The organism is Paraburkholderia fynbosensis, from assembly GCF_902859935.1.
Lineage (GTDB): Bacteria > Pseudomonadota > Gammaproteobacteria > Burkholderiales > Burkholderiaceae > Paraburkholderia > Paraburkholderia fynbosensis.
The window spans coordinates 310,761-322,809 of sequence record NZ_CADIKI010000005.1; the positions used below are offsets into that span (position 1 = coordinate 310,761).

At 62.0% G+C, this 12,049-nt stretch carries 13 protein-coding genes; 6 read left to right on the forward strand and 7 right to left on the reverse strand.

Features of this window, described 5'->3' with window-relative positions; genetic code table 11:
* Nucleotides 1-39 precede the first annotated feature (39 nt).
* Together HV770_RS11005 and HV770_RS11010 are read left to right on the forward strand one after the other, a co-directional pair.
* Nucleotides 40-795 carry an SDR family oxidoreductase gene (locus tag HV770_RS11005; protein WP_175159418.1) on the forward strand — a complete coding sequence of 252 codons (756 nt, stop codon included), beginning with the start codon at nt 40-42 and terminating at the stop codon, nt 793-795.
* Between the two features lie 246 nt (nt 796-1,041).
* Nucleotides 1,042-1,488, forward strand: coding sequence for an SRPBCC family protein (locus tag HV770_RS11010; protein ID WP_175159419.1), 447 nt, complete (start codon nt 1,042-1,044; stop codon nt 1,486-1,488).
* Nucleotides 1,489-1,582: 94 nt separating this feature from the next.
* Here HV770_RS11010 and HV770_RS11015 read toward each other — a convergent pair whose 3' ends face one another.
* From HV770_RS11015 to HV770_RS38560, 3 genes are all read right to left on the reverse strand, one after another.
* A complete protein-coding gene (locus tag HV770_RS11015; protein ID WP_175159421.1) occupies nt 1,583-2,011 on the reverse strand; it encodes a DUF1801 domain-containing protein in 429 nt (142 codons plus the stop codon).
* Between the two features lie 100 nt (nt 2,012-2,111).
* A complete protein-coding gene (locus HV770_RS11020) occupies nt 2,112-2,639 on the reverse strand; it encodes an SRPBCC family protein (RefSeq protein ID WP_175159423.1) in 528 nt (175 codons plus the stop codon).
* Complete coding sequence (locus HV770_RS38560) at nt 2,636-3,286, reverse strand: ArsR/SmtB family transcription factor (protein ID WP_246290832.1); 651 nt, start codon at nt 3,284-3,286, stop codon at nt 2,636-2,638. The genes HV770_RS11020 and HV770_RS38560 overlap by 4 nt, the downstream gene beginning before the upstream one ends.
* 41 nt (nt 3,287-3,327) lie before the next feature.
* On the opposite strand from HV770_RS38560, the gene HV770_RS11030 reads away from it, so the two are divergent.
* Nucleotides 3,328-4,110, forward strand: a complete 783-nt coding sequence (locus HV770_RS11030) for an ABC transporter substrate-binding protein (protein WP_175159424.1) — start codon at nt 3,328-3,330, stop codon at nt 4,108-4,110.
* 98 nt (nt 4,111-4,208) lie between these two features.
* On the opposite strand, the gene HV770_RS11035 is transcribed toward HV770_RS11030, so the two are convergent.
* A complete protein-coding gene (locus HV770_RS11035) occupies nt 4,209-5,075 on the reverse strand; it encodes a MipA/OmpV family protein (protein ID WP_217468593.1) in 867 nt (288 codons plus the stop codon).
* A 633-nt stretch (nt 5,076-5,708) separates the two neighbouring features.
* Here HV770_RS11035 and HV770_RS38565 point away from each other — a divergent pair.
* A complete protein-coding gene (locus HV770_RS38565; protein ID WP_246290833.1) occupies nt 5,709-6,026 on the forward strand; it encodes an amidohydrolase family protein in 318 nt (105 codons plus the stop codon).
* 638 nt (nt 6,027-6,664) lie between these two features.
* Here HV770_RS38565 and HV770_RS11045 read toward each other — a convergent pair.
* Nucleotides 6,665-6,925: a hypothetical protein gene (locus HV770_RS11045; protein WP_175159428.1), complete on the reverse strand. Its 261-nt coding sequence runs from the start codon at nt 6,923-6,925 to the stop codon at nt 6,665-6,667.
* Between the two features lie 140 nt (nt 6,926-7,065).
* On the opposite strand from HV770_RS11045, the gene HV770_RS11050 reads away from it, so the two are divergent.
* Both HV770_RS11050 and HV770_RS11055 read left to right on the forward strand, forming a co-directional pair.
* Nucleotides 7,066-8,226 carry a sigma-54-dependent Fis family transcriptional regulator gene (locus HV770_RS11050; protein ID WP_175159430.1) on the forward strand — a complete coding sequence of 387 codons (1,161 nt, stop codon included), beginning with the start codon at nt 7,066-7,068 and terminating at the stop codon, nt 8,224-8,226.
* A gap of 83 nt (nt 8,227-8,309) precedes the next feature.
* The gene (locus HV770_RS11055; RefSeq protein WP_175159433.1) at nt 8,310-10,118 is read left to right on the forward strand and encodes an NAD(P)/FAD-dependent oxidoreductase; all 1,809 of its coding nucleotides are present in this window, start codon (nt 8,310-8,312) and stop codon (nt 10,116-10,118) included.
* A gap of 200 nt (nt 10,119-10,318) precedes the next feature.
* Here the strand turns inward: HV770_RS11055 and HV770_RS11060 are convergent, their stop codons facing one another.
* Together HV770_RS11060 and HV770_RS11065 are read right to left on the reverse strand one after the other, a co-directional pair.
* On the reverse strand, nt 10,319-10,963 hold the full coding sequence (locus HV770_RS11060; protein ID WP_175159435.1) for a helix-turn-helix transcriptional regulator: 645 nt from the start codon (nt 10,961-10,963) through the stop codon (nt 10,319-10,321).
* A 96-nt stretch (nt 10,964-11,059) separates the two neighbouring features.
* On the reverse strand, nt 11,060-12,037 hold the full coding sequence (locus tag HV770_RS11065; RefSeq protein ID WP_175159437.1) for an ornithine cyclodeaminase family protein: 978 nt from the start codon (nt 12,035-12,037) through the stop codon (nt 11,060-11,062).
* Between the last annotated feature and the right edge of the window lie 12 nt (nt 12,038-12,049).

A 12,049-nucleotide genomic window follows, 5' to 3' on the forward strand; every position in this document is an offset into this window, starting at 1 on the left:
GGCCCGTGCGGCCGCACGAACACTCATCGAGAGGACATCATGAAAATCGTCGTCATTGGCGGTAGCGGACTCATCGGCAGCAAAGTCGTCAACGACCTGCGTACACGCGGTCATGACGTGATCGCGGCGTCGCCCGCGTCGGGTGTCAACACGATCACAGGCGAGGGACTTGCAGACGCACTGCGCGGCGCGCAGGTCGTCGTCGACGTGGCCAACTCGCCGTCGTTCGAGGACAAGGCCGTGCTCGAATTCTTCGAAACGTCCGGCCGCAATCTGTTCGCGGCCGAAATTGCCGCGGGCGTCACGCATCACGTCGCGTTGTCGGTGGTCGGCACCGAGCGGCTCGCAGAAAGCGGCTATTTCCGCGGCAAGATCGCGCAGGAGAAACTGATTCGCGCGTCAGGCGTGCCGTACACGATCATCCAGTCGACGCAATTTTTCGAGTTCGTCGGCGGCATCGTGCAATCGGGCACCGAAGGCGACACCGTGCGGCTTCCGACCGCGTACATCCAGCCGATCTCCTCGGACGACATCGCCCTCGCGGTCGCGGACTATGCGCTCGGCAAGCCGCTGAACGGCGTCGTCGAAGTGGCGGGTCCGGAGCGGATTCGGCTGCCCGAACTCGTGGAGCATTTCCTGAGCGCGACGCACGATCCGCGCAAGGTGGTCGCGGATCCGCACGCGCGCTACTTCGGCGCCGAACTGTACGACGACACGCTGGTGCCTGGTGCAAATCCGCGTCTCGGCTCGGTCACGTTCGACACATGGTTCCGCCGGTCGCAAGCCGCGCGTTGAAGCAGGAATCTGAACACATTGCGCTCGGCGCGGCTCACCCTTGCTCGATACGGATCACAGCCGCGACCGTCGTGTACTGTATTCAACCGTCGTCACCGTGAGCGGCGCCCCTCGCCGCGCGGCTCGCCTTTCCGAGTACGATTGACGGCATCCATGGGTTTTCCCTGAGCAAATCCATGTCGATACCCGCATTGCCGATTCGTCGTAGAAGTAAGTCCAACTTCTCTAGTGAAAGGCGAGCACATCATGACTACCGGAACCATTCATCTTCACCGCGTCTTGCGCGCCACGCCCGAGCGCATCTACCGGGCCTTCCTCGAACCCGATGCAATCGTGCGGTGGCTGCCTCCCTACGGCTTTACCTGCCAGGTCCACCACATGGATGCCCGCGTCGGCGGCACCCACAAGATGTCTTTCCGTAACTTCGGCACCGGCCATAGCCACTCGTTCGGCGGCGAGTACATCGAACTGGTGCCGAACGAGAAAATCCGCTACTTCGACCGCTTCGACGATCCGAACCTGCCCGGCCAGATGCACGTCACCATTTCATTGCGGCAGGTGTCCTGCGGCACCGACATCGCCATCGTGCAGGAAGGCGTGCCGGAGGTCATTCCGGTGGAGATGTGCTACCTCGGCTGGCAGGAATCGCTCGCTCAACTGGCGAGGCTGGTCGAGCCAGAGATACCTGACTGAGCGCGTCCGGCGGGCAAGCGTGCGCCGCGTTGCCCGGAGCGCGTCTGGCGATAAGACGCTTCGGGCAGCGGCGCGTCGTTCGCGTTTTTGACGCCTACTTCGTGCGCGCCGGCTTTTTTGCGGCCTTTGCTTTTACAGCGGCGGTATTAAGGGCGATGGCGGCACGGATGAGCGTCTTGAACGCGCGCGCGTCGACCTGCTCTCCTTCGTGGATGTCGATCGCGCGTCGAACATTTCCGTCCAGACTCGCGTTGAAGAGGCTGGCTGGGTCCTCCAACGAAGCCCCTTTGACGAAGGTAAGCTTCACGACTGATTTGTACGACTCGCCAGTGCAGATGATCCCATCATGCGACCACGTGGGCGTGCCCATCCACTTCCATTCCTCCACGACGGCGGGGTCCGCTTCCTTGATGAGCTTGCGCATCCTGCTCAACGTCTCTGCGCGCCAATCTCCGAGTTCGGCGATTCTGTTGTCGATCAATTCAGATGCCGGCTGACCTTCGGTCGGCTCCGTTTTTTTCATCTTCTCCTCCTGATCTTTCGGATATCGAGCTGATTGGGGGCGAGCCTTCTTATTAACTACGACTTCGATCTCGGCTTTGCCCCTCACCGTGCTCCTCGTATCAGAGACCAAAGCGCTTTGTGTACTCGGTGTTCAGGCGCGGCCAGCCGAATTGCATCGCGTCGCCGCCAACGATACGCCCAATCGGATCACCGGCCACGAGCCTCTCGAGCACGTCGAGGCAAATGTGCCATCCGGCTGCGCCCATCGAGATGAAGTTGCGATCGATGTTATGCCAGAGCGTGAGACGCGTGCCGTCGCCGAGCGGCTCGAGGGTCCACCGCATATCATTGCCGCCCCAGCGATATTCGAGCAGATTCGGCGCGTCGGCACGCGTCACCTCGGTCTCCGAGATCTGCGGCGTCGGCGTTCCGACCGTCGAAAGCTTGACGGGACCGACCGAAGCAAGGCTGCGGTCGGCATCGAACGGCGCCCATTCGCGCAGACTGGCCGGATCGGTCAACGCCGTCCAGACTTTCTCGGGCGAATGGCGCAACTCGCGGACGACAACGAGCGTCCACTTCTCCGCATCCTTTCTGACTTCGGCGCCGGCGGCAGGGCCCGGCATGTATTCGTCGCGATTGCTCATCGTTTCTTCCCCTTGCTGCGCGGTGCAGGATCGATCTGATCGAGGTGACGCTCGAGAGCGTCGAGGTGGACCGACCAGAATCGGCGGAACGGAGCGAGCCAGGCGTCTATCTCCATCAACGGTTCCGGATTGAGCCGGTATAGACGCCGTTGTGCATCAACGCGAGCTTCCACGAAGCCGGCCTCCCGGAGCACCCGCAGGTGCTTCGAGACAGACGGCTGCGAGAGATTGAGCTTCTCCTCGATATCACCCACGGACTGCTCGGAAGCGGCAAGCAGACTCAGGATGGCGCGGCGGTTCGGCTCGGCGATGATGGCAAATGTCGACTCCATATCTCTTATATACCTCTTCAGGCATATACAAGTCAAGCGGTGGGAATGCGTGCGGCGCTGCGGGACGCGCGGTCCCTGATCTTGCTGCTCGCTCTCATCGACACGCATCGCGGATTCAGTCACTTCCGCGCATTCACGGCGATGCCGGTAGAATCCGCGTCGCCGCCCATATGCGCGATTCGAATGATTCGATTTGTTTAATACATTTGCCTGTTCGGGCAATTTGCGCTCGAATGGCAGGTTTGCGCGCCGCTTTAGACTCGTCCAATGGTCCCGGCGCAGCAGCGTGCCTGACGTCCGTTGGCGTTCGTCCATTCACGTCGTGCGGTTTTTAAAGAGTGATGAAAAGGAAAAACATGAAAACCATGCTTGCAACGCTGACAATGGCGCTACTCGCCGTATCGTCCGGCAGCGCCATCGCGAAGGAGTGGTCGACCGTGCGCTTCGGCGTCGATGCGAGCTATCCACCGTTCGAATCGAAAGCCGCCGATGGCAAGCTCGTCGGCTTCGATATCGACTTGGGCAGCGAGATCTGCCGCCGCCTGAACGCAAAATGCGTGTGGGTCGAAAACTCGTTCGACGGCATGATTCCCGCGCTGAAGGGCCGCAAATTCGACGGCGTGCTCTCGACGATGTCGATGACCCCGGCGCGCCAGGCGCAGATCGCGTTCTCGTCGAAGGTATTCCGCATCCCCACGCGCCTCGTGGCGAAGAAGGGCTCGCCGATCGTACCGACACCGGAAGCGCTGAAGGGCAAGCACATCGGCGTCGAGCAGGGCTCGATCCAGGAGACGTATGCAAAGACGTATTGGGAACCGGCCGGCGCGGTCATCGTGTCGTACCAGGATCAGGATCTCGTCTATGCGGATCTGATTGCCGGTCGTATCGACGCATCGTTGCAGAACGCCGTGCAGGCCGAAGTCGGCTTCCTGCGGACGCCCCGAGGCAAAGACTTCGCATTCGCCGGCAATGCGCTCTACGACGCGAAGACGTTGGGCAGCGGCACCGCGATCGGTTTGCGCAAGGACGACGCCGAGTTGAAGGAGAAGATCGACAAGGCGATCGCCGACACGCGCGCGGACGGCACCTACGACAAAATCGCCAAAAAGTATTTCGACTTCGACGTCTACGGGCAGTGAAGTCGGCCCGGCTCACCCCATGGCGTGGCGAGCCGGATCGCTACAGCATTGCGCGCAACGCGCATTCACATGACAACCGGCAGCACGCTTCGCCCGACTCAGAAGAGATAGGTGCAGAAGATGCCATACGATATCTGGCTCGTCTTCTCGGTGATCGGGCTGTCGGTTGCGTCGCCCCGCAGCCACGCGAATGCGGCATTGGCGCCGACATTCCAGTGCCTCCCAATCCGATAAATACCGCCGACCGAGAAGCGCAACTGGTTCAACCCGGAACTGGCCGAAAAGCCCGGCAAACCAGAGCGGGCACTCTGCTCCGCGTTCACACCGAAATAGGTTTCGTTGTAGTCGCTGCTCGCCCACGTCAGTCCGGGTCCGGCGCTGAGCGTCAATCCCGGCATCGGCTCGTATTTGCCCAGCACATCAAAAGTCACCACGGTGCCGCGGTCGTTGCCCGCGATATCGGTCAACACGCTCGCGCGCGCAGTGACGAACTGATAGGTATAGACACCGAATAGCTCGGCGTGCGCAGTCCGCTTGACATCGCCGAGGCCATGCAGTCGCGAGTCGTCGGATTCGTTACGCGGCTCTATGACGTCGTAAGTGATGGCCGCGCCTACGCGCCAGTTATTATCGCGATACAGGTAAGCACCGAGCGACAGGAAGGATGCGGCATCCGGATTGGCGCCAATGAAGAAGCGGTCGTAACTGACGCTCACTGCCGGCACGACCTCCCATTTCGTGCCGCTCGCGCCTGGAAATTTTGGCAGGTTCACGACACCGGCGCCCACGGAAAAGCGCCACGGACTGGGCGTACCGGACGGGCCGGGTTGGATCTCTGGGGCGGCAAGGGCAAAGAGGCTCTCTGAAAGGCTCAGCGTATCGTCCGCCATGGCCGTCACGGCACACAGCGATAGCGCAGAACCCGCAAGCAGCTTGGTCATGCACCGCATTGACACTTCGATCATTTCGGCTTCTCCGTCGGCAAGTGAAGGGATCGAACCCGGCGGTGTCGGTCATGAAGTTCAACACGCAGTTTTGATGCTGAATTTCAGACTCGCTACTGCACGGCTTGTGGTTGTTCGAAAGACGGCCAACCCAGCGCATCGATCACATGAAATCGTTCATGTCCTGCTGCATTCGGAGCCGCGATGGAAAGTGCCGCCAATACTTGTGAATGGATCAACTCGAGTACTCATTCGGTCCATCTCGCTCTCCGATACTGTTAAATTTTTCTGTCTTATTGCCAGAGATTTGTCGACGCAGTTGCGTGTCATGAGAATAGCCCCTTTTTTTGGGCTATCGCAAGCAAATTTTGCCAGGTGCCCTTTTGCAACAGTCAAGCATTCCTTTCTATTAGTACTGCATCGATCACCGACAGGTTCCTCTTGTACCTGATGAATTTTGAGTCTCGTTCTGCCCGGCCTCAGCAACGCGCAAAGCGCTAGCCCCCCGCCCCCCCCGAAGCGGGTGGTCTTCACGAACTTCCGGCTCTTCGACGGCAAATCCTCGACCTTGCGTGATGGGCTGTACATGGTTATCGAGGGCAATAGCATCGGTCAATTGGGCCAGGGGCACAACCCGCGTCGACCGAGGGCAAGATGGTGGTCGACTGCCACGGCATGGTCATGATGCCCGGCATGATCGACATACACTGGCACTCGTTGCTCGCGTCACTGCCCATTCAGGCGATCCTCCAGTCCGACATGGCCTTCGTTCACCTTGCGGCGAGCGCCGAAGCCGAGCGTACGTTGCTGCGTGGCTTCACCACCGTGCGTGATGCCGGCGGCCCAGCTTTCGCGCTGAAGCAGGCCGTCGATGCCGGCTTGATCTCGGGGCCGCGTATTTATCCGTCCGGCGATTCAGGCATAAGGAAAGCCGCCTATGCGTTGCAACACTGTTACGCAGCGGGGCTGTAATCTGCGAGAGAGAACGCGCGGCACTCATGTCATGCCAGTCGGCGTATTCCTGAAGATCTCGCCGTCTTTCATGATTGGCGCGAGCTTGCTCGTGGCGTCGGTCAGACGTCTGCATGAGCCTACTGACCGCCGCGCCCGATGATTTCACTGCACACCGCAAGCCGGCTATCGAGGGACTGCACACAGGCACGCCCCCCGCCGTGTTGATCGCGAGATCGACCTGGCTCGCCTCGGGCACGCTGCCGCTCAACGACACTCCTCCGTTATTCGCCCCTCGAAGAGAAGAAGGAAATCCGTCGGATCGGCCACTGCGCGAAGACCGACGATCACGGTTACGCTCAATGTGATCGAGAGACGTATCGGAATCCGAAGCATTAGGACGAAGGCGGGTCAAGCAGCAGCACGCGCGCCACGCTGGTCACATAGTGCATCGGCTTGCACCACTTCATCCTGTCCGTGAGCCTGCCACCCAACCGCGACACGAACGTTCGAATCAGACCGGCGACGCCGCCAGGTGTAGCGGCTCGCGTTTGAAGCTGATCCGGCTCGCTTTGCATGCGCTGGCCGGCTCACATTCTTGGCAACTGACCGGGCGCGCCGGCCCACCATGACCTGTATCGCCGCCATGCGTCTCCACCTTAAGCAAATCCTGCGATCGACGCGTCGCGTTCGCCGATGAGTTTGTTGCTGACACTGCGGCCGGTCATTCTCAGTAGATGCGTCGCGAAGGCGCGACCCTCATCCGCCCCGCCGCGTACTCCAATCGCTGCATCGTGATGCACGACCGCGCTATTCGCGCTTCCAGTGATCTGGCCCGAGGCGCTTCGGGAGACGCAGCCGCCCGATTCAAGGGCGCGGCGCGAATGAATCGTTGAGAAAAAAATCTCACACACGGCCATGGTGCACTGCAGTGTGATCTCTCGCGGCACGCGTGCTAAAAAACGTCTGTACGTTTCAGCAGCGCAGACATATGGCGCCACAAGTGGCGCACAATGCCTTCTGCACCCTTGCTCGCGCTGAATTCGCCCGGAGGTTCGTGATGCCGTATGTTCCGTCGACCCAGCATATCGACCGCATCTGCAACGTCATCGAAGGGCGGACGGTGCGGCCCGGCGCCGACGGCAAACGGCTCGCGTCGTCGTATCGGCGATCGCTCGAGCAATACCATCTCGACCCCGGCGCAGCCGCCGGTCCACGCGTGCTCACGGTTCCCGAATTGCGCGATGTGCAGCATCGCGAAGAAACTTTCCTTCGAGCCTCGGGCCAGTGTCTGTCGCGGCTGCATGAAATGGTGCGCGAAGCCGACTACTGCGTGATGCTCACCGACGCGCAAGGCGTGACCATCGACTATCGTGTCGATCGCGATCGTCGCCACGACTTCAAGCGCGCGGGCCTCTATCTCGGTTCGTGCTGGTCGGAGAGCGAAGAAGGCACGTGCGGCGTCGCCTCCGTGCTGCTCGACGCGGAACCGATCACCGTTCACAGGACGGATCACTTTCGCGCGGCGTTCACCACGCTGACTTGCAGCGCCTCGCCAATCTTCGGCTTGCACGGCGAATTGCTCGGCGTGCTGGATGCGTCGGCGGTACGCTCGCCCGACGAGCGCGAGAGCCAGCGGCTCGTCAATCACATCGTGCGGCAAAGCGCGCTGTTGATCGAGGACGCGTACTTCCTCAATGCGGCCACCGATTGCTGGGTGCTGCTCGCGCACCGCAATCGCCACTACGTCGAGGCGCAGCCGGAAATCCTGATTGCGATCGACGCGTGCGGCAACGCGATCGCCGCGAACCGGCGCGCGCGCGAATGCGTGCCGGCCCTCACGCGGTTGCCGCGCCACGTCACCGAGCTTTTCGACGTCCCGGCGGAGCGTCTGTTCGACGCCAAGGCGAGCCGCGGCCTCGTCTCGCTCAGATTGAACGACACCGGTTCCACGCTGTATGCACGCGTGCGGCCGCCGCCCGTCGCGCGTATGCCGAAGCGGCCGGCACCGCCGCCGCGCGGCGCCGCCGCATCACCGGCCACGCCCGCGCCGCCTTCCGCCATGTCCGAAAGCGACGCGCTCGAACGCAACCGCATCGTCGCGGCCTTGGGCGATGCGAAGTGGCGCGCGGAGCAAGCCGCGCAAGCGCTGGGCATGTCACGCGCGACGCTGTACCGGCGCATTGCCAAGCTCGGCATCCTGCCGCCGCACAAGTGTTAGCAACGCCGCAACGATTCCCTTAGCGGGCGCAGAACCCGCCTGTCCATCGAAGTTAGATATCCGTATTGTATGGAGGAGCAACCATGTCTGAAAACAACGCCAACCGGCCCATCTCCAGCGTTCTGGAATCGCTCGAAGCCGCGCTGAAACGCGGCGATACGGCAGCGGCCGTCGAACTGTTCCAACCCAATTGCTACTGGCGCGATCTGGTCGCGTTCACCTGGAACATCAAGACCATGGAAGGCCGCGAGCAGATCGCCGCGATGCTGAATGCGCAGCTCGGCGCGATCAAACCGTCGAAGCTGAAGCTCGCCGAAAGCGAGCCCGAGCCGCAAACCGATGCGAATGGCGTGACCCAAGGCTGGATCACGTTCGAAACCGAAGTGGCGCGCGGCAGCGGCTTCATTCGGCTGAAGGACGGCCGGATCTGGACCCTGCTCACGACGATGGCCGAGCTCAAGGGCCACGAAGAACGCAAAGGACCGAAGCGGCCGATGGGCGCCGAGCACGGCGCGCGTCCCGAGCGCACCAGCTGGAAGGAAAATCGCGAGGCCGAGCTCGACGCGCTCGGCCACTCGTCGCAGCCCTACTGTCTGATCGTCGGCGGCGGGCAAGGCGGAATCGGGCTGGGGGCGAGACTGCGGCAGCTCGGCGTGCCGACCATCATCGTCGACAAGAACGAAAGACCCGGCGACGCCTGGCGCAAGCGCTACAAGACGCTTTGCCTGCATGATCCGGTCTGGTACGACCATATGCCGTATCTGCCCTTCCCCGACAACTGGCCGGTCTTCACGCCGAAGGACAAGATCGGCGACTGGCTCGAGATGTACACAAAGGTGATGGAGTTGAACTACTGGGGGTCGACCATCTGCAAGTCCGCCCGTTATGACGAAGCGAAAGGCGAATGGATCGTGGAAGTCGAGCGCGACGGTCGTGCCATCACGTTGCGGCCCAAGCAGCTCGTGCTCGCCACCGGCATGTCGGGCAAGCCGAACGTGCCGAACTTCAAGGGCATGGACGTGTTCAAGGGCGAGCAGCATCATTCGTCCAAACATCCCGGGCCGGACGGGTATCGCGGCAAGAAAGTCGTCGTGATCGGCGCGAATAATTCGGCGCACGACATTTGCGCAGCGCTGTGGGAAGCGGGTGTCGACGTCACGATGGTGCAACGTTCGTCCACCCACATCGTCAAGTCGGACTCGCTAATGGAACTGGCGCTGGGCGACCTGTATTCGGAGCGCGCCGTGGCGGCCGGCATGACGACGCCGAAAGCCGATCTGACCTTCGCCTCGATTCCGTACGCGATACTCCACGAATTCCAGATCCCGGTGTTCAACGCGATCAGGCAACGCGATGCCGAGTTCTACGATCGACTTGAAAAGAGCGGCTTCATGCTCGATTTCGGTGATGACGATTCCGGGCTCTTCATGAAGTATCTGCGGCGCGGCTCGGGATATTACATCGACGTCGGCGCGTCGGATCTGGTGGCCAATGGCCAGATCAAACTGAAAAGCGGCGTCGACGTGGTGGAATTGAAGGAACACTCGGTGCTGCTCAGCGACGGCAGCGAACTCGAAGCGGACGTGGTGGTGTACGCCACCGGATATGGCTCGATGAACGGCTGGGCCGCCGACCTCATCTCGCGCGAAGTCGCCGACAAGGTGGGCAAGGTGTGGGGACTCGGTTCGAACACGACCAAAGACCCGGGGCCATGGGAAGGCGAGCAGCGCAACATGTGGAAACCGACGCAGCAGACGGCGCTCTGGTTCCACGGCGGCAATCTGCATCAGTCGCGCCACTACTCGCAGTACCTGTCACTGCAACTGAAGGCCCGGATGGAAGGTATCGCGACGCCGGTGTTCGGATTGCAGGAGGTTCATCACCTCTCGTAATGGGTCGGATTGCGGGTTGCGGCCTTGTGATGGCCGCCACAATCGTGGCATAGCCTCTGGTGAAAAGTATTGGGTGCAGCGGTACGTTGCCGATCGCAGCGCCGCTGCGCCCAATCGCCGACCCATCGCCGCCCAATCGCCGACCCATCACCGCCCCATTTGCGCGAGCCATGAACCGGCACCGGCGGAACAGGCCGACGCTACTGCGCCGCGTCGCGCAGATCCCTGATGTGCTGATAGACGGTCGCGCGTCCCATCCCCAAGACGTTCGCGACGTAGTTCGCCGCGCTCTTGCCCTTGAATGCGCCCTCCTCCCACAGCGCGGCGACGAGTTCGCGCCGATGATCGCGTGTCAGCGAATTGAGCGCCAACTGGCGCTCCTGAAGCCAGCCATGGAGGAATGTGTTGATCCGTTCCTGCCAGTCGTCCTTGAACAGTTCCTCCGGCTGCTTCACCACGCCGACGCCCGAAATCACGAGGTCGATCACGTGCTTCACTTCTTCGAACACGGCAATGTTGTAGTTCACGCACATCACGCCCGAAGCGACGCCCTCGTCATCGAGCAACACCGTGCTGACGCAACGCATGCGCCGGCCGTCCCAATTGATCTTCTCGTACGGACCGATCGTGCCGGGCTGCGCGACGTGATCGATCTCTTCCAGCGCCGAGTCGTCACCCAACTCCCGCTTCGACAGATTGTTGGCGATGTACGCGATGGTCTGGCTGTGAAGGTCGTGAATGACGATTTCGACGTAGGGAAAAAACAGCAGCGCGATACCGTCGGCGACGCGGCTATAGCGTTCGAGCAACTGTCGGCGAGCCGGGGTGGATTTTGTCTTTCGCATGAAGGTCGGGAGGTTCCTGGGGCGGGGGGGGGGGGGGGGGGGGGGGGGGGGGGCGCGTGCCCCCCCCCCCCCCCCCCCCGCCCCTGTTGGTCCGTACTATTTTGCCACGGGGTGCCGCGCGCTCAGATATCGAAACAGCTCATACGCGATCGCCACATCTTCCAGTCCGAGCCCGATCGAACGAAAGAACGCGTGCCGCTGGTACGACGGCTTAGCCGCTTTGCCGCTCGCCAGCTCGGGCAGGTCACCTACGATGTTGTGCGGCGACCATCCGTGCAATTCGGCCGCCAGCTTCATTTCACCGGCACTCGCGGGCGTGGTGCGGCGGTAGTCGCAATACACGTCCATCTGCGGCAACCACGCAGGCGCAATCTCATGCGCGTTGGCGACGTTGGTGCTGATCGACGTGATCAGCGCCGGCTTCGTCAGCATGCCTTCAGCCAGCACCGGCGCGCCCGACGAGGTGCACAAGACCACCACGTCCGCATCGCAGACGCAGTCTTCGAGCGTCGCGCTCACGCTCGCGCGAGGGTCCAGCGCGGTGACGGCGGCACGCTGTGCGGCGTTGCCCTGCAGATTCGGCGAGAAAACGTGGATCGAATCCCACGCACGCAACGGCGCAATGTGGCGCAGATGCGCCTGTCCCACCGCGCCGGTGCCAACAATAGCCAGCCGGCGGGCGTGAGGCTCCGCGAGATGCTCGACGGCAAGCGCAGTGGCGCCTGCCGTGCGCTCAGTCGTCAGCAGACCGGCATCGCACCACATCAACGGTTGGCCGGTTTCCATCGACATCAGCGCGGTCCATGCGGTGATGATCGGCTTCGCGCCCGTGACGATGTACGGCGACATCTTCGCGCCGAATACCTTCGCGTCGGCAATCGCGCCAAGGTACGTGATGAAATCGCCCGCGTTCGCGGGAAACAGCGTGAGGCTTTGCGGCGGCTGCACTGCCTGCTCGCCGTGCAGTGCGCGAAACATCTCAGTCAAGGCACGGCGTACGTCCAGTTCGGGCAGCGCGTTGCGCACCGCCTCCTCGTGGACGATGAGCGGGGTTGTCGTTTCGCTGTGGTTCATGTGTCTGCTCTC

Coding starts and splice junctions, on each gene's coding strand:
- HV770_RS38560 (WP_246290832.1), bottom strand. CDS start 3,286: ATGGACGAACGCCAACGGACGTCAGGCACGCTGCTGCGCCGGGACCAT.
- HV770_RS11010 (WP_175159419.1), top strand. CDS start 1,042: ATGACTACCGGAACCATTCATCTTCACCGCGTCTTGCGCGCCACGCCC.
- HV770_RS11060 (WP_175159435.1), bottom strand. CDS start 10,963: ATGCGAAAGACAAAATCCACCCCGGCTCGCCGACAGTTGCTCGAACGC.
- HV770_RS11035 (WP_217468593.1), bottom strand. CDS start 5,075: ATGATCGAAGTGTCAATGCGGTGCATGACCAAGCTGCTTGCGGGTTCT.
- HV770_RS38565 (WP_246290833.1), top strand. CDS start 5,709: ATGGTGGTCGACTGCCACGGCATGGTCATGATGCCCGGCATGATCGAC.
- HV770_RS11015 (WP_175159421.1), bottom strand. CDS start 2,011: ATGAAAAAAACGGAGCCGACCGAAGGTCAGCCGGCATCTGAATTGATC.
- HV770_RS11055 (WP_175159433.1), top strand. CDS start 8,310: ATGTCTGAAAACAACGCCAACCGGCCCATCTCCAGCGTTCTGGAATCG.
- HV770_RS11020 (WP_175159423.1), bottom strand. CDS start 2,639: ATGAGCAATCGCGACGAATACATGCCGGGCCCTGCCGCCGGCGCCGAA.
- HV770_RS11005 (WP_175159418.1), top strand. CDS start 40: ATGAAAATCGTCGTCATTGGCGGTAGCGGACTCATCGGCAGCAAAGTC.
- HV770_RS11030 (WP_175159424.1), top strand. CDS start 3,328: ATGAAAACCATGCTTGCAACGCTGACAATGGCGCTACTCGCCGTATCG.
- HV770_RS11045 (WP_175159428.1), bottom strand. CDS start 6,925: ATGGCCGTGTGTGAGATTTTTTTCTCAACGATTCATTCGCGCCGCGCC.
- HV770_RS11065 (WP_175159437.1), bottom strand. CDS start 12,037: ATGAACCACAGCGAAACGACAACCCCGCTCATCGTCCACGAGGAGGCG.
- HV770_RS11050 (WP_175159430.1), top strand. CDS start 7,066: ATGCCGTATGTTCCGTCGACCCAGCATATCGACCGCATCTGCAACGTC.